Here is a 17,015-nt window from a genome sequence, read left to right as displayed (position 1 = left end):
AAAGGAGCACCAACCACCATGAGCATCGTCCTTGTCACCGGCACCGGTACCGATATTGGAAAGACCATCGGCACGGCAGCCCTGGCGGCGGCACTACGCGAAGAGGGCAGGCAGGTGCACGTCGTCAAGCCGATTCAGACCGGTTTCCCGGGCCCAAATGGCGGCGATTTGGACACTGTCGCAGAGCTGACGGGGATCGATAACCTGCATGGTTTCGAGCGTTACCCCGAGCCGATGGCGCCGTTGGCGGCGGCGCAGCGCGCGGGAATGCGCCTGCCGAACGCCACGGAGATCGCGGAGAAGATCAAGCTTATCGACGGGCCGAACCGCGTTGTCCTCGTGGAGGGCGCGGGCGGCTTGCTGGTGCGGCTCGGCGAGGACTGGGCGCTGCCGGAGCTGGCGGCGTTGTTGCCGGGTAGTCAGATGGTGGTCGTGACGCGGTTGGACCTGGGTTGCCTGAACGAGGCGGAGCTCACCGTCGAGGTGGCGCGGGGCCGTGGAGTCAATGTCACGGCGCTGGTGGGCGGTTCGTTGCCGGCGGAGGTCGACCCGATCATTGAGACGAACCTGGAGGAACTGCCGCGCATCACCGGGGTGCCGCTGCTGGGGTCGGTGCAGGCGGGAGCTGGCGCGCTGGACCGGCAGGAGTTTGTGGCGAAAGCTACGCAGTGGCTGCCGGGCGTGCGAGAGTGGGCCGCAACGCTGTAAAAGGCGCTGTAGGTGGAGGCCGCGCGGGACATCGTTAAGCTGGCGTTTTGCGAAAAACGTGCTAAGGTGGCTAGACGACAAGGCGCGAGGCTTTCTCTGTAATTCTCTTTATTAACCTGCTTCCACCGGCCATTTTGGGCCCACGGGGGAGAGAACAGCGTCGCCTGGCGCTGACGTTCTAACAAACAGAACATTCTCCAACGCTTGAAAAGGATGTAGGTCAAGTGGCTAAACCCGCTCGCCGAGAAGGCACACCGGCACACAAGAACCGTAAGAATCAATCCAACCGCGGCTCCACTAACGCCCAGCGCAACCGCAGCCGTCGCGACAGCGGCGCGAAGATGGAGACCTCCAACGTCCACGCGAAGGACATCTACGTATCCAACGCTCGCCCGGCGCGCCACCAGCACGTGGACTCCGACCGCCGCGGCTCGGGCAAGCGCGTGCACAGCGAAGCAGGTGAAGGCGTACGTCTGCAGAAGGTCCTGGCACAGGCAGGCGTGGCGTCGCGTCGTATGGCGGAAAAGCTTATCGACGAAGGCCGCGTCGAGGTCGACGGCAAGATTGTGACGCGGCAGGGCGTGCGGGTGGACCCGAACACGTCTGTGATTCGCGTTGATGGTTCCCGCGTCATCGTCAATGAGGACATGCAGTACTTCGTCCTGAACAAGCCGCGTGGCGTGCAGTCGACCATGCACGATGACATGGGCCGCCCGTGTGTGGGCGACATCATCGGTGAGAAGATCAGCGCTGGTCAGCGACTCTTCCACGTGGGGCGCCTGGATGCGCCCACCGAGGGTCTGCTGCTGCTCACCAACGATGGTGAGCTGGCCAACCGCCTGATGCACCCGAGTTACGAGGTCACCAAGACCTACATGGCCACCGTTGTCGGTGAGGTCGATGCCAAGGTCATGCGTGAGCTGGAAAAGGGCATTGAGCTCGATGATGGCATCGCTAAGGCGGACATGGCGCAGATTATTGACATCTGGCAGGGCCGCTCTATCGTCCGCATCGAGCTGCATGAGGGCCGCAAGCACATCGTGCGCCGAATGCTCAAGACTGCGGGCTTCCCGGTCGAGCGCCTGGTGCGCACTAAGATTCACACTGTCCAGCTGGGCGAGCAGACCCCGGGCGCTCTCCGCGCACTCAACCGCGCTGAGCTGACCTCCCTCTACAACGCGGTGGGGCTGTAAATGGCACTAGTGAAGAAGAACGAAGAAAACCAAGGAGCTGAAGGAGCCCACATGAGCGAGCAGAACACTGACGACATGCTGTTGGTTGCCATCGACGGCCCTTCCGGCACTGGCAAGTCGACTGTCTCCCGGATGGTCGCAACCGAGCTGGGTGCAAAGTACCTGGACACCGGCGCTATGTACCGCGTTGCCACCCTGTGGGTGCTGCGCCAGGGCATCGACCCGACCGACGAGGAAGCCGTGGCCAAGGCGACGGCCGCCCTGCCGCTGGAAGTCTCCGATGACCCGAACTCCACCGCCGTCCTCCTCGACGGCGAGGATGTTTCCGGCGAGATTCGCGGCCCGGAGGTCACCCGCAACGTGTCGGCGGTCTCCGCGATTCCGGCTGTGCGCACCAACCTGGTCGCACTCCAGCGTTCGCTGGCCGCATCGGCTGTGCGCTGTGTGGTGGAAGGCCGCGACATCGGCACGGTCGTTCTCCCGGACGTCCCTGCGAAGATCTTCATGACCGCCTCCGCAGAGGTCCGCGCTCGCCGCCGCTACGACCAGGACATCGCTGCTGGTCGTGAGGCCGACTTCGACACCGTGCTTGCCGACGTCATCCGCCGCGACGAACTCGACAGCAACCGTGCGACCTCTCCGCTGAAGCCAGCCGAGGATGCGTTCATTCTGGACACCTCTGAGATGGACATTGAAGAGGTCGTGGAAAACGTCCTCGATGTCGTTGAGGCCGGCTACCCGGGGTCCACTATGGACTGGGACGATGTCGACAACGAGGAGTTCGAGGGCTCCTTCGAGGACGCTGACGGCGCCGAAGACGATACCGCTGGACACCTGGTCGCAAACGTGGAGAGCGAAAACGCGCCGGGCACCGCAGGTAGCCACACCAGCGCAGACGAGTTCATCGACCGCACAATCGCTGACCACGAGACGATTATCTCCGAAGCCATCGAGCGCGCCGAAACCGGCCAGATTGACGACGATGCCGACTGGGAAGAACTGGAAAACGCCTTCGCAGCGCTTGGCGTGAGCGACGAGGAGGAAGAAGCTCTTCCGACCGTGGCCATTGTGGGACGACCGAATGTTGGTAAGTCCACCATGGTTAACAGGTTCATTGGCCGTCGTGAAGCAGTTGTCGAAGACTTCCCGGGCGTGACCCGCGACCGCATCTCCTACCTGGGTGAATGGGGCGGACGTCGCTTCTGGGTGCAGGACACCGGCGGCTGGGATCCGGATGCCAAGGGTATGCATGCGGCGATTGCTCGTCAGGCGGAGACCGCCATGGAGACCGCCGATGTGATTGTCATGGTTGTCGACACCACCGTCGGCATCACCGCCACGGAAGAGGTCATGGCCCGCCGCCTGCAGCGCGCGGAGCAGCCAGTTATTCTCGCCGCCAACAAGTTTGAGTCGGATTCGCAGCTTGGCGACGTCGCGGAGTTCTGGGCCCTCGGGCTCGGTGAGCCGCACCCAACCTCGGCCCTCCACGGTCGTGGCAATGCCGACGTGATGGACGAAGTGGTGGCTTCCTTCCCGGAGGTGCCGCGTGCGAAGTCGCTACCGACCGGACCGCGCCGCGTGGCGCTGGTGGGCAAGCCGAACGTGGGCAAGTCTTCGCTGCTGAACAAGCTCTCCGGTGAAGATCGCGCAGTGGTCAGCGACGTGGCCGGTACCACGGTTGACCCGGTGGACTCGCTGGTGCAGATGGACGAGGCGCTGTGGCGTTTTGTGGATACCGCTGGTATCCGCAAGAAGACCAAGACCGCCAAGGGCCACGAGTTCTACGCCTCGCTGCGTACCCGTTCGACGATTGACAACGCCGAGGTCGTGATTTTCCTGGTCGATGCCTCCGAGCAGATTACCGAGCAGGACCAGCGCGTGCTGCGCATGATTCTCGACTCCGGTCGGGCACTTGTGGTCGCCTACAACAAGTGGGACCTCATGGATGAGGACCGTCGCGATTTGCTTGAGCGCGAAATTGAAGAGCAGCTAGCACACGTGCCGTGGGCTCGTCGGGTGAACATCTCCGCCAAGACTGGTCGCGCTGTGCAGAAGCTGGAGCCGGCCATGCTGGAGGCCGTGGAGTCGTGGGATAAGCGTATCTCCACTGGTCGCCTGAACACTTGGTTGCGTGCGATTATGCAGCAGAACCCGCCACCGCTGCGTGGTGGCCGCCAGCCGCGCGTGTTGTTTGCCACCCAGGCATCCTCGCGCCCGCCGGTGATTGTGCTGTTTACAACTGGCTTCCTGGAGCACGGCTACCGTCGCTTCCTGGAGCGCAAGCTGCGTGAAGAATTTGGTTTCGAGGGCTCACCGGTGCGCATCGCGGTGCGTGTCCGCGAGAAGAAGAAGCGCCGCTAGGACCTGCTAGGAAGCGCCGTCAGGTAGTTCCGTTCAGGACTGCTAGTCGCTCGAATTGAGCCGAGAAAAGCCCAAAATGTGATTTAGGCAATTGCATTTTGGGCTTTTCGTTGGCATTTTAGAGTTTCAGTAAATTAGCGATAAGGAGAACTGACAATGGTCAGGCGCGGCAATAACCGTGACGGCTCTCAGCACGATGGCCGAGACAACAGCTACGGACGCGATTCCTCAAGCTCATACGGCGATGACTCCGCGACTCGCTACATTCCGCGGGACGAGGGATACCGCGGATACAACCCGGATGCCGACTTCGCGGGTGAGCAGCCGACCGAATACTTCGGCGGCGACTCCTCTGAGACGCAGTTCCTGCAGCGTGGCGATGAAACACGATTTGATAACCCGCGAGGTGCCGGGGCCGGGGCGCAAGGTGCTGGCGCACAGGGCAGCGGCGCTCAGGGTAGCGGCCAGTACTGGGCCCCGCTTTCTGAAGAAGAACGCGGCTATGGCCAGGCGAGCCAGCAAGCAGGTGCAACCCAACAGTATGCTGCAGGTGGCGCAGGCGGTTACGGCGACCCGCACAACGGCAACAACCGCGGTAATAACCGTGGCAACAGCGGCGGCGATGACTCCAAGAAGGGCTGGGGTAAGCCTGTCGCCATCGTGGCCATTGCCGCGATGGTGGCCGTAGTCGCGCTGGTAGCCCTGGTTTTGTCCTTTACTTCCGGAACCGAGGACAAAAATGACAATACGGCGGCGCCGACGCAGGAGACGTCGTCAAGCCCGACGCCAACGACAACCTCGCCGGAAGAAACCACGACAAGCCCTACCGATCGCTTGGACCCGTCGGGCACGATTAATGACACCCGTGAACGCCTTGAGCAGGAGCTCGACCAACTTCGCGAGTCGCCGCCAGCTATCCCTGGCCCCGGTGAGCGCAGCAGCGGCTGGGGTACCATCCCGCAGGGCGTGGTCGGCAAGAGCCCGGCCTCGGTCGAGGTGGAGCTGCGTACCAACGGCTACCAGAACGTGACCGTCGTCGACGCAGAGGGCAACCAGACCAATTCTGTGGCCGCGATTATGGGCAAGGTTGCCTCGATCGATCCGCCGGAGGGGCAGATGGCGGAGACATCCACGCCTGTGACCATCTACCTGCAGTAACGCGGCAGGCAGGGCAGGGACCAGGGGCGATTTCCGCTAGCAAACACCAATGATGTAACCTATAGCTCGTTGCACTTTCGTGCATGCGGGCTGTAGCGCAGTTTGGTAGCGCACCTCACTGGGGGTGAGGGGGTCGTCGGTTCAAATCCGGTCAGCCCGACAAAATAACCGCCGTCTTCTGGAAGATTCCGGGAGGCGGCGGTTATTTTTGCGGCTATTGCTTTACGGTTTCGTTTGCCGTCTAGCGCACGATGCTACTAGCGCACGACAATACCGTCGGAGTCAGCGTAGAGCGTCTCGCCCGGAACGAAGTCAATGCCGCCGAAGGAGACAACGACGTCGCGCTCGCCCTCGCCGGTCTTGGTGGACTTGCGCGGGTTGGTGCCAAGCGCCTTGCAGCCGAAGTCCATCTCACCAATCAGCTTGGAGTCACGGATCGCGCCGTTGACGACCACACCAGCCCAGCCATTGTCCTTGCCGAGCCCCGCAATAACGTCACCGACCAGCGCCGTGTGGACCGAAGCATCACCGTCGATGACAAGCACGCCGCCCTCAGACGGCTCGGAGAGGACCTTCTTCAGTAGCGCGTTGTCCTGGAAGCACTTGACCGTGGAGATCTTGCCGCAGAACTCCACGCGACCGCCGAGGTTGCGCATCTGGGTATCGCAGGAACGCACGTCCGGGCCGATCTCATCAACCAGGTCAGCGGTGGGGATGAATTCGATTGCCATAGGGGATTCAAGTCCTTCCGAAATTACTCGCATCAAGTGTTAACTCCATTGTTTCAAACTCAAGATGTGACCAAAGACATATGGTGCAAATTCGCTGGCAGCGATTGACACTCCGAAGGCCGGTCCAGATTGATTACTCTGGTGAGTCAGAACGCGCCGACAACCACACGTGCGCAGGAAGGGTAGGAGATGGCTGGGTTTAATTGGTTTTGGAAGGCTCTTGGCGGCAAGCAAGGGCGCAACCAAAAACGCAGCGTAGGGCTGGTGGCGCGCGCCGCTGAGCTCGAGCCNGGCGCTTTCCGACGCCGACCTCGCCGACTTCGCCCGCCAACACGCCACCGACGCACCGGAGCTTTTAGCCGCACTCCGCGAAGTCTCCCAGCGCACCCTGTCCATGCGCCCCTTCGATGTGCAGCTGCAAGGCGCACTGGCGCTCATGGAGGGAGACGTTATCCAGATGGCCACCGGTGAGGGTAAGACTCTTTCCGGCGCCTTGGCTGCAGCCGGGTTCGCGCTGCGTGGCCACCGCGTGCATTCGGTGACCGTCAACGACTACCTCGCAGGCCGCGATGCGCAATGGATGCAACCGCTGTTCGGGTTCCTTGGGCTCTCGGTGGCGGCTATTTCGCCGCAGGATGGTCCGGGGGAGCGTCGTAAAGCATATGCGGCAGACATCGTCTACGCCGCCGTCAACGAACTCGGCTTCGACGTCCTGCGCGACCGTTGCGCGCCGACCATTGCAGACCGCGTGCAGTCGCCCGCTGATGTCGCCATCATCGACGAGGCCGACTCCGTGCTGGTGGATGAAGCGCTAGTCCCGCTTGTGCTCGCCGGCAATGAGCCGGGCACCGCACCGACCGGACAGATTACCGACGTGGTGCGCCGCCTGCAGCTCGGCGACGACTACACCGTCGACGAAGGTCGTCGCAACGTCTTCCTCACCGATACCGGCGCCGCACGCGTCGAACGGCTGCTTGGCATCGGCTCACTGTACGACGCCGAGCACGTCGGCACCACTCTGGTTCAGGTCAACGTTGCACTGCACGCCCACGAGCTGCTGCAGCGCGATGTCGACTACATCGTGCGCGACGGCAAGGTCCAGCTCATCGACGCTTCGAAGGGACGCGTGGCGGAACTGCAGCGCTGGCCGGACGGTCTACAGGCGGCGGTAGAAGCCAAGGAGGGCCTGCAGGTCTCTGAGGGCGGTCGCATCCTCGACTCCATGACCATCCAGCAACTCGTCGGCCGCTATGACATCACCTGCGGCATGACCGGCACCGCCACCTCCGCAGGAGACCAGTTCCGCGAGTTCTACGGACTTCACGTCTCCGTCATCGAACCCAACGTCCCATGCATTCGTGACGACGAGCCCGACCGCATCTACGCCACCACCGACGACGCGTTCGCCGCGCTTGTCGACGAGGTCGTGGAACTCAACGGCACTGGTCGACCAATACTCGTAGGCACCCGTGACGTGGCGGAATCGGAACGACTAGCCGATGCGCTGGTCCTGCGCGGCATCGAATCCTCGGTGCTGAACGCGAAAAATGACGAGCTGGAGGCCCAGGTCATCGCCAATGCTGGCGATATTGGCCGTGTCACGGTGTCCACTCAGATGGCCGGGCGAGGAACCGACATCCGTCTCGGCGGGGCAGATGAATCCAACCGCGATGCGGTCGTTGAGCGCGGTGGACTATGCGTCATTGGCCTGGGGAAGCACCGCACTGACCGACTGGACAATCAGCTGCGTGGCCGCGCCGGGCGCCAGGGCGATCCGGGCTCGTCGGTGTTCTTTGTCTCCCTGGATGATCCGGTGATTTCCGAGGGCGCTGCTGGCGAGACGCTGAGCGTGCTTCCCGAGGACGATGGCCGCGTTCGCGATAAGAGGGCCTATCAGTTCATCGACCGCGCACAGCGAGTGACAGAGGCGACCATGCTGTCGATTCATGCGACGACATGGAAGTACAACAAGCTCATCGGTGACCAGCGCGAGATTCTGGATGAGCGCAGGGAGAAACTGCTGACTACTAATGCTGCCTGGGAAGAACTGTCCAAGTTGGCATCGGCGCGGGCGAGGGAAGTCGAAGCCGCAGCCGGGCGCGATGTCGCCGAGGATGCTGCCCGGGAAATCATGCTGAGCCACCTGGATCGCGGATGGTCAGACCACCTGGCGGATCTGGATGACCTTCGGGAGTCGATTCACCTGCGCGCGCTGGCTAAGGAAAGCCCCATTGATGAGTTCCACCGCGCCGCCATCGGCGCCTTTAAGAGCCTGGTGAACAATGCCGTTACCGAGTCGGTGCAGACCTTCCAAGAGGTCGAAATCGACAGCGAAGGCGCACATCTAGAGGACACGGGTCTTGCTCGCCCGAGCTCGACGTGGACGTACATGGTCAACGACAACCCATTGAGCAATGGTGGCGGCTCGGTCGTCGGCTCAATTGCAGCGATGTTTAGGTAAGCCGTAACCACAGGTTTGGTAACAATTTGAAAATATTTCTCAGGTGACCGGCCTAGGTACACCCACAGAGAAAGCTCTCAGATGTCGGTATTTACGCATATCAATCATGTTGTACATACCCTGCTGGTGAGCTGCGTCACAACATGGTTGGGATTAGATAACAACACGAAAGCGGTTGGGGCGCTATTATCTAAAAAGTAACGAGTAAATCGCCCAAGGTTATCCCGGAGGGAAAGATATGACTAGCAATAGCGGCCAGCCAGAGGCATCGGTCGAGACCACCTCGGTCTTCCGTGCAGATTTGCTGAAGGAAATGGAGTCCAGCTCTAACACGGACTCCACGGTCTCCGGTGTTGAAGGACTTCCGGCGGGCTCGGCACTCTTGGTTGTCAAGCGGGGGCCAAACGCAGGTTCGCGTTTCCTGCTCGATCAGGCAGTCACCACCGCTGGTCGTCACCCGGACAGCGACATCTTCCTCGATGATGTGACTGTTTCCCGTCGTCACGCAGAGTTCCGCAAGAACGGTGACTCCTACGAGGTCGTCGACGTGGGATCGCTGAACGGTACCTACGTTAACCGCGAGCCGAAGAACTCCGCGGTTCTGGCTAATGGTGACGAGGTTCAGGTCGGTAAGTTCCGCCTCGTCTTCCTGATCGGTAACTAATTCGACATCGGTTAATGTCGACGCCTGTCGGCATTAACCCCTTATTTTTGTAAAGGCTCGGAAAAGACCAGTGGCAGCAGTACGCAAATCAGCAGTTTCGCAGCCGACTTCGTCGGAAAGCACTGCGAAGCAAGCACGCTCGGTGGGCAAGAAGAAGACCATCGGTGCTGTGCTGAAGGAAGTCAAGGTTGAGTTCCCTGATGTAACGCTGTCCAAGATTCGTTTTCTCGAGTCGGAGGGGCTGCTGTGCCCGTCGCGTAGCTCCTCGGGTTATCGTCGCTACAGCCAGGCGGACATTGACCGCCTGCGCTACATTCTCACAGTTCAGCGCGATAACTACTTGCCGCTGAAGGTTATTAAAGAGCAGCTCGACGAAATTGATGCGGGCAACGCTGGCGGCGACGGGCTGGCATCGGTCACTCCGCTGGTGACGGCGGATCAGTTCCGCGAAGCCGCAGTGGTCTCGCTGACGCAGGCGGAGCTGGCAGAGCGCACCGGCGCTAGCGAGAAGTTCATCACTGAACTGGTTCGAGTCGGCCTGATTACTCCGGACACGCTGAACATGTTCGATGGCGATGACCTGCTCATCACTGAGACGGCGGTCAAGCTGGCTGAGTTTGGCCTGGATGCCCGCCACCTCAAAACTGTGCGTACCGCTGCGGCCCGTGAGGCAGATTTGGTGTCGCTCGCTGCTAGTCCGCTGAGTAAGTCGCGTGCGGCTAGCGGCAAGCAGAAGGCTGTGGAGATGGGCCGTGAGATGACTGCGCTGATGGTCACGCTGCACGGCACTTTGGTCAAGCGCCAGGTCAACAAGGACCTGGGGAAGTAGTCGGTAGTCCCGCGTAAATAGCGGCTCGCTACAATTATCGCTGTTATGGACGAAAAACTCGTAGAAGTCAAGTTTCTAGACTGGATGGCGCATCCTCCTGAGGACGATCCAGTGCTGCTCCTGCATGCCGAAGAGACCAATCGGATTATCCCGATTTGGATTGATTTGGCGACGGCGACGGAGTACTCCGCCCGTGAGACCGGCGCTACGCAGCGTCGCCCAGGCATGCATGAGGTCTTCGTCGATACGCTGGACATGGTGGGGCAGAGCGCCCTGCGCGGCCAGATTACGGGCGTGCACGAGGGCGTTTTCATCGCCAGCCTGGTGCTCGAAGGTGGCGCAGAGATTGATATGCGGCCCTCCGACCTCATCCTTATCGCTAGCGAGCTTGAGGTTCCGCTGTATGTCGCGCGTGATGTGTTCGACGCCACGTCGGTAGCGGCGCGTCTCGTCGCAACCAATGGCGGTTCGCTTGCCGACGAGTCGGAGACCGACTCCGTCGAGGCATCGGTGTCGGAGTTTGCGGAATTCCTCGACAGCATTGATGCTGACTACTTCGCCGAGCCGCATGGTGATGCGGAGGACAAGAAGTCTGATGGTGAAGCCGACGGTGGCGCCGATTCAGCTTCCGATGGCGACCGTTAAACGTGTGACTGGAGTGAATAACCGGTTACTTTTGAGGTAGTTGTGACGCTTATTTCCTCCGGCGTGTCGCTGAATGACCCCATAAAAGGGGTAACTTTTCGTAAGTTATAGTTTCATCCCGTCCTGCGGTTTTGCTCCCGGGTCGTGCTTGAGCTGGGGAAACTGTGACTCCAAACTCTAAACCTTAACTTTAGGTTTAGAGATTCGGCGTGTCGTCCTGTGATGTATTGACAGCCGATTAACCTTGGCGAAAGATAAATAACGGCAGTGAAACTACCTCGGGAGAATTTATATGGTCGACGACAACAGCGGTTCGCTCTTTGGCGACAATGAGCTCCGTGCGTCGGACTCGCAAGAGCCGCGCGCGGTTCAGGAATCCCTGTTCGACATGGGACCGGACGAGCAGGTTGGCTACCGCGTTCCCATCGCATGTCAGGTAGCGGGCATTTCTTACCGCCAGCTGGACTACTGGGCACGCACCAAGCTGGTGGAGCCTTCTATCCGTACCGCCAAGGGGTCGGGTACCCAGCGTCTGTACTCCTTCCGTGACATCCTCGTTTTGAAGATTGTCCGCGGACTGCTGGACACCGGTATTTCCCTGCAGAACATCCGTCTGGCTGTCGACCGCCTGCGCGACCTCGGCGTCGATGACCTGGCTACCATCACTCTGGTTTCCGACGGTCGCACCGTCTACCAGTGTCGCTCCAATGAAGAGGTCATCGACCTGCTCAACGGTGGCCAGGGAGTGTTCGGCATTGCTGTCCCGGGCATTATGAAGGAACTGACTGGCACCATCGCCTCCTTCCCGTCCGAGCGTATCGACGGTACTCAGGAGAACCCAGGCACTGGCATCGACGAGCTGGCTGAGCGTCGTCGCCGTCGCATCTCCTAACAGCCAACAGATACGGTAACCGCCAACGATACGGCTGGACAGCGGCGTCGCTGCTACGGCCGCCGCTCAAATAGCCGAAACAAACTAAACGAAAACCGCCTTCCACAACTGGTTCCGTCTTACCTCTCCCGAGGTTGGACCAGATGGAGGCGGTTTTTTCTACTTACTCCGTACCGATAGCCGCAGCCAACTGAGAGGCCAGGCCATCGCCGTAGTCAGCCGCAATGCGCAGAGAGCCAGTGGTCATATTTGCCACTTCCTGCAGCTCGGGGCTGGAGCTGTCCCCGTCGGGAAGCACGATGACCTCAATCGTTACCGGGCGGTCCGGGCTAATGAGTTCCTTGATCCTCTCGACAGACTCGGCGGCATCGGCGCCCGAGGCATCGCGACCCGAGGTGAGCACGACGAGACGGTTCGGCTTGTCAGGGGAGTAGGTGTCGCGGGCGGCCTGGTAGGCATCGATAAGCGCTGGCCAGAACTGTGCCCCACCACCAGCCGGAAGTTCGGCCAGCGAACCCTTTACGGCGTCCGCGCCGTTGTTGGCCTCGTCGTCGGGCGCGGGAAGTTCCGCGAGGCGGTTCACCTCGGGTGCGAATGTCCACAGGCCGTAGCGGCCAGCAGGTGCCGCATCGATAGCGCCGGAAAGTGCCGCAGACAGCGCCCCAACATCGACGCCCTCGGAGGTGTCAGCGAGCAGGAGCGCCGAACCCACCGCAGTTGCGGGCTGTTGCGCGTCCGGCTGCTCCAATGCTGGTGGCAGCGCAAAAGAGTCCGTCTGAATCTGCGAGAGCAGCCCAAAGTTCTCCGCTACTTCAGGGCTGAAAGTGCTCTCAGCAGCTTCGCCGTCGGCGCCATGATCTGCTGCGAAGTTCCGGAAGTCCTCGGCCGCGCGAGCCGTGTTCTCGTCGATCTTGCCGCCGGAGCCAAAGGTGACAACTGGCGCGTGCAACTGGGGTGCATCCGCAGGGGAGACCAGCTTCAGCCCTTCGCCGGCCATCTGCAGCATGGGCTGGGTCGCGGCCACGCCGTCGAAGTCAGCGACGTTCTGGCTGAGCATGGTCAGCAGGGTATTGGAGGTGTAGACCTCACCCAAGCCCGCGCGTTCGCGAGCGACATCCGGGCCACCGCCAAGTCGAGCACTAATCACGGCCGACAGTGCCGCATCGGAGCCACCTGGGGCGGCCACGCGCAATCCTGCAAGCTCTTCCCAGGTGGCGTTGTTCAGCTGGTCAGTACGATTGGTTGTGAAGGCCACGCCGCTGGCAATCGGCGGCAACCACGTCTTGGGGTTGTTGACCTTGACCTTGTCTGAGTTCTTCGCCTGGTCCACAAAAGAGATATCGGCGGGAATCCAGACGCCTGGAGTCATAATTCCGGTACCGGCTTCATCCGCAGCGGGGTCCTCCGGAGCTCCCTCACCAGCTTCAGCACCGCCAGCCTCAGACAGGGCGTTCACAACCTCCTGCGAGCCCGCCACCGTAATCTGTGGCCGCACACAGAAGTCCCTCACCACGGGATTCGACTCGCCATAGTCCTGCACAAGTTTCTGTGCCGAGCCCACCGCAGCAGGATCAGCGGTCACCACCAGCGTCAGGTCACCCTTCGTACACCGTGCACGGTCAGCATCAATCGACGAATCGTTGCTCTTGCGCAGATTAACCCAGGCAAAAACCGCAGCCACCAGAACAATTACGACCAAGACGGCGATAAAAGGCCCCTTAGCCACTCGATAGTTGTTCTCACCCGAGGCGTGTCGTCCCATGTCGTTCTAGCCCTTTCTATGCTGAGTGTGCTCGGCACTGTCGACTCGCAGCAGACCTCGTCGTAAAGCACAAACGCGCACGTAACTCCTGCCAACTTTACTGCGTGGACAAGGCGACATCTACCACTTCGAGAAGACGGCCGCGCAGAACATCGGCACGCGCGCTGAGCTCACGCTGGCGGCGGACGTACTCGGCCTTGCCTTCGGGCGTTTCGATGCGAATAGGCGCAAAACCCCAATCCCTCAGATCGTAGGGAGCGGCGCGCATATCCAACTCACGGGCACTGCACGCGAGCTCGAAAGTATCCAGCCACAGGTCGCCGGGGACCGCCTCGCCGAGCTTGGTCGCCCATTTATACAAGTCCATGTTGGCGTGCAGACAACCCATCTGCTCACAGTGCGGCTGCGTCTCGCGCGTCGGGGCAAACTCGTTGAGCGGCACGGCGTCGGGCGTGAAGAAACGGAAGGCATCGAAGTGCGTACACCGAACCGTGTGGGCCTCGACGACCTCGTCCGTGCCTGCCTGACCCAGCCGCAGGGGCTCCGGGTGACGATGCTCGGGCTGGCGATACACCATCGCCCATTCATGCAGGCCAAAGCAGTCAAAGTGCGCCGGATTCGCGCGCGTCGAACGCAACAGATTGCCGATGTACGCCACCGTCGTACCTCGCTTATCGACGTACGCCGAAACATCCATGCGCGCCGTCCCCGAGGCGGTATCGGTGGGGTCCTTGCTGGAGGGACTGTCGGTAGCGCTGCCCGTGTCGAGGGTAAAGAACTTCAGGTGACTGATGTCCTTGGCCGTCGCACCGGGAAGATCTACGCCGATGCCCGGTGACCAGCGGCGGAGTTGGCCGGGTTTAACGGGGTAGTACTCGAAGATGAAGTCCCAGACCGGGTGGCGCTGGCCGCGACTGCGACGGGACAGGTGGTCGCGGGTCAGGACATCGACGCGGGCGATATGCCTTGCTTTGGCTTCACGCCAATCGAAAGACGAATCGGGCGTAGGTGTCACTGCTGTCGTCCCTGCGTGGTGCTCGGTCGGGTCCGGGGCTGGTTCACGGTCGAGTGCTGCTTTGGCGCACCGCTGCGACGCGGGGAGACCTCGTGGGTCCAGTCGCGCACGACACCGACCTGCTCCTCAATGAGGTCCTCCAGAGCCACGATGCCGATCTGCTCCGCGCCGGAGAAAGCACCGGTCTTCGGAGCGATGCTTGCCGGGGCGTTTGCGCGCAGGTGCGGCTTTGGCATGCGAGCGCGTACAGCCACTGCCATGTGGGCGCTGTAGCGGCGCATGATGCGCAATCCCTCATCCAGCGTGGCATCGATCGGAATCTCGATCATCGGGCGAATCTCGTCATCGGGGATGGCTGTCTCTGGGCCGGAGGCAGGATCCATGACGCGGTCGAGGACATCTTTCACGTGAACATAGCCGCGGTACTCGTTGGGCTCATTGTTGGCCGCAGCGACGGGGAACCGGGAGAAACCAGTTTCGGTGACCGCCGTCTCTAGATCGCCCACAGTCGGTGCGGTGGGGAGGCACCGAATCTGCTCATGCGGAATCAGCACCTCCTCAATGGTGCGCGTGGCCGAAGCCAGCGTGCGACGAAGGCGGACGTGCTCCTCACTGTCAAGGAGCCCCTCTTGACGAGACTCCGCAATCATCGATGCCAACTCAGTGGAATCGACAGTGGTGTCGAGCTCATCGCGCTGCTCAATGCCGAACAGCTTAAGCGTATGGCGAGCCATCCAGTTAAACAGCAGCAACAGCGGCTTGGTCAAGCGGTAGAAGACCATGTGAACAGGAATAAGCAGCATGGCCATCGTTTCCGGTCCTGCCAGCGCGATATTCTTCGGCACCATCTCACCGAGCATGATGTGCAGCACTGACACCAGCATCAATGCGATGGCAAAGCTCAGCGGGTGCAGCAGCGACTCCGGAATACCCATGGCGTGGAAAGGAGCTTCCAGCAGATGTGCCAGCGCCGGTTCAGAGACCTTACCCAGCAGTAGCGAGGCAATGGTGATGCCCAGCTGTGCGGCGGCGAGCATCATCGACAGGTGCTCAGAAGCATTGATAACTGTGCGTGCGCGCTTCTTTCCCTGAGCCAGCAGCGCTTCCAAACGGTCACGGCGCGCAGCAATAAGTGAGAACTCCGCGCCCACGAAAAACGCGTTGACCAACAACAAGAAGAAAGTCAGGAGGATTCCAAACCAGTCACTCATAGGTTGAACATCTCCTTAGCGCGCTCGTTGGTCACAGGAATCAAAATGGCACGGTCCACGCGGCGGTCATCCATCGCCAGAATGCGGGCGTACCAGCGTCCGGCGATACCCGATTCGAACTCGTCCATGAAATCGCGTTCGGTCTCTGGCAGCAGAACGACGTCACCGACCTCCGGGATGCGACCGAGCGCAAACATAATCAAGCCACCGAGCGTTTCGAAGCTACCTTCTGGGGCGAAGTATCCGACCTTGGTCGGCAGCTCGTCGGTACGCACCAGGCCAGAGCAGTTCCACCCTTCGATCGCGCGTTTGACTTCCTGCTCGGACTCCTTGTCGTCGTACTCATCCCAGACCTCGCCAAGAATTTCCTCGACGACATCCTCGATGGTGACAATGCCGGCGATACCGCCGTACTCGTCCGCGACCAGCGCAATCTGCGAACCGGCCGAACGCACGGCCTCCAGTACGGCATCGCCGTCCAGCGACTGCGGCAGCGTCGGCACAGGCCGTGCAATCTCCCGCATGGTGGTGGTTGAGCGCTTCGCCGCAGGCACCGCAAATGCGTCCTTGACGTGGACAACACCGACAGTGGCATCGAGGTCCCCGTCAGTAATGGGGAAGCGGGAATGCCCCGATTCGATAGCGACAGCCAGCAGATCCAGCGCCGTGTCATCGACATCGAGGGAGGTGATCGTCGACCGCGGCGTCATTAGATCCTCCGCCGTCGTTTCGCCAAAGCGTAACGACGACTCGAGTACAGCGGCCTTCGACTCATCCAATGCACCCTGCTCCGCAGAATTGCGCACCAGTGCTTCCAGCTCCTGCGGGGAACGCGCCGAAGCCAGCTCATCCGCCGGTTCAATACCGAGCTTGCGCACCAGCCAGTTCGCCGTGGCATTCAGCGAATGGATGAAGTAGTGGAACACCCAGTTAAACGCCATCACCGGACGAGCCGTAACTCGCGCTACTGCCAGCGGCTCTGTAATCGCGACATTCTTTGGCACCAATTCGCCGTAGACCATCGACAACATCGTGGCCACAATGAGCGCAAGAATCAGCGCGGTCGGTCCCGCTGCAGACTCGCTGAGCCCCATCCAATGCAACATCGGCGTGAAGTACTGCGCCAGCACCGGTTCCGCGAGGAAACCAGTTGCCAGCGTGGTCAACGTAATGCCCAGCTGTGCACCGGAGAGGTGGAAGGACAGTCGATTATGCGCCTTGTGAACGGCCTCAGCAGGCGCATCCGCTGAACGGGCGCGGTCGGCGTCAATCGTAGACCGCTCCAGTCCCGTCAGCGCGAATTCAAACGCCACAAAGAGGCCGGTGCCAGCGGTTAGCGCGATAAATCCGACAACCGCGACAATATTGAGAACAATATCCACTGA

13 protein-coding genes, 1 tRNA gene and 1 pseudogene are annotated in these 17,015 nt (G+C 61.1%); 10 read left to right on the top strand and 5 right to left on the bottom strand.

All coding sequences use genetic code 11. The features are described 5' to 3' along the window. Nucleotides 1-18: 18 nt before the first annotated feature. The 5 genes from bioD (at nt 19) to ADB02_RS05415 (ending at nt 5,580) form a co-directional block, all read left to right on the top strand. Nucleotides 19-708: a dethiobiotin synthase gene (bioD, locus tag ADB02_RS05435; RefSeq protein WP_049189936.1), complete on the top strand. Its 690-nt coding sequence runs from the start codon at nt 19-21 to the stop codon at nt 706-708. Between the two features lie 341 nt (nt 709-1,049). Then, on the top strand, nt 1,050-1,901 hold the full coding sequence (locus ADB02_RS05430; protein WP_049189972.1) for a pseudouridine synthase: 852 nt from the start codon (nt 1,050-1,052) through the stop codon (nt 1,899-1,901). Nucleotides 1,902-1,952: 51 nt separating this feature from the next. Beyond that, nucleotides 1,953-4,262 (top strand): bifunctional cytidylate kinase/GTPase Der, encoded by a 2,310-nt coding sequence (gene der, locus ADB02_RS05425; RefSeq protein ID WP_049189971.1) that lies wholly within the window; start codon nt 1,953-1,955, stop codon nt 4,260-4,262. A 156-nt stretch (nt 4,263-4,418) separates the two neighbouring features. After that, entirely contained in the window at nt 4,419-5,420 is a 1,002-nt protein-coding gene (locus ADB02_RS05420; RefSeq protein ID WP_049189935.1) for a PASTA domain-containing protein, read from the top strand. A gap of 86 nt (nt 5,421-5,506) precedes the next feature. Continuing rightward, nucleotides 5,507-5,580 (top strand) — tRNA-Pro (locus ADB02_RS05415). A 97-nt stretch (nt 5,581-5,677) separates the two neighbouring features. On the opposite strand, the gene rraA is transcribed toward ADB02_RS05415, so the two are convergent. Continuing rightward, nucleotides 5,678-6,151: a ribonuclease E activity regulator RraA gene (gene rraA / locus ADB02_RS05410; protein WP_016422839.1), complete on the bottom strand. Its 474-nt coding sequence runs from the start codon at nt 6,149-6,151 to the stop codon at nt 5,678-5,680. Nucleotides 6,152-6,340: 189 nt separating this feature from the next. Between rraA and secA2 the strand changes: the two are divergent. The 5 genes and pseudogenes from secA2 (at nt 6,341) to ADB02_RS05385 (ending at nt 11,642) form a co-directional block, all read left to right on the top strand. Next, nucleotides 6,341-8,612, top strand: a pseudogene (secA2, locus tag ADB02_RS05405) (accessory Sec system translocase SecA2). A 238-nt stretch (nt 8,613-8,850) separates the two neighbouring features. Beyond that, nucleotides 8,851-9,276 carry an oxoglutarate dehydrogenase inhibitor Odhl gene (gene odhI / locus ADB02_RS05400; protein WP_005511304.1) on the top strand — a complete coding sequence of 142 codons (426 nt, stop codon included), beginning with the start codon at nt 8,851-8,853 and terminating at the stop codon, nt 9,274-9,276. 70 nt (nt 9,277-9,346) lie between these two features. After that, entirely contained in the window at nt 9,347-10,105 is a 759-nt protein-coding gene (locus ADB02_RS05395) for a MerR family transcriptional regulator (RefSeq protein WP_016422836.1), read from the top strand. Between the two features lie 45 nt (nt 10,106-10,150). After that, entirely contained in the window at nt 10,151-10,750 is a 600-nt protein-coding gene (locus ADB02_RS05390; protein WP_049189932.1) for a bifunctional nuclease family protein, read from the top strand. A 388-nt stretch (nt 10,751-11,138) separates the two neighbouring features. After that, complete coding sequence (locus tag ADB02_RS05385) at nt 11,139-11,642, top strand: MerR family transcriptional regulator (RefSeq protein WP_172620271.1); 504 nt, start codon at nt 11,139-11,141, stop codon at nt 11,640-11,642. Nucleotides 11,643-11,805: 163 nt separating this feature from the next. On the opposite strand, the gene ADB02_RS05380 is transcribed toward ADB02_RS05385, so the two are convergent. From ADB02_RS05380 to ADB02_RS05365, 4 genes are all read right to left on the bottom strand, one after another. Continuing rightward, the gene (locus ADB02_RS05380) at nt 11,806-13,404 is read right to left on the bottom strand and encodes a hypothetical protein (RefSeq protein ID WP_049189931.1); all 1,599 of its coding nucleotides are present in this window, start codon (nt 13,402-13,404) and stop codon (nt 11,806-11,808) included. Between the two features lie 97 nt (nt 13,405-13,501). Next, the gene (locus ADB02_RS05375; RefSeq protein WP_049189930.1) at nt 13,502-14,419 is read right to left on the bottom strand and encodes a hypothetical protein; all 918 of its coding nucleotides are present in this window, start codon (nt 14,417-14,419) and stop codon (nt 13,502-13,504) included. After that, nucleotides 14,416-15,630 carry a hemolysin family protein gene (locus tag ADB02_RS05370; RefSeq protein WP_049189927.1) on the bottom strand — a complete coding sequence of 405 codons (1,215 nt, stop codon included), beginning with the start codon at nt 15,628-15,630 and terminating at the stop codon, nt 14,416-14,418. Before ADB02_RS05370 ends, ADB02_RS05375 begins: the two co-directional genes overlap by 4 nt. Continuing rightward, nucleotides 15,627-17,012 (bottom strand): hemolysin family protein, encoded by a 1,386-nt coding sequence (locus ADB02_RS05365; RefSeq protein ID WP_016422831.1) that lies wholly within the window; start codon nt 17,010-17,012, stop codon nt 15,627-15,629. Before ADB02_RS05365 ends, ADB02_RS05370 begins: the two co-directional genes overlap by 4 nt. Nucleotides 17,013-17,015 lie beyond the last annotated feature (3 nt).

This window comes from Corynebacterium sp. 212_CJEI (assembly GCF_001055915.1).
In the GTDB taxonomy this organism is placed as follows: Bacteria; Actinomycetota; Actinomycetes; order Mycobacteriales; family Mycobacteriaceae; genus Corynebacterium; species Corynebacterium jeikeium_D.
This window is presented reverse-complemented; position numbering and strand designations above follow the sequence as displayed.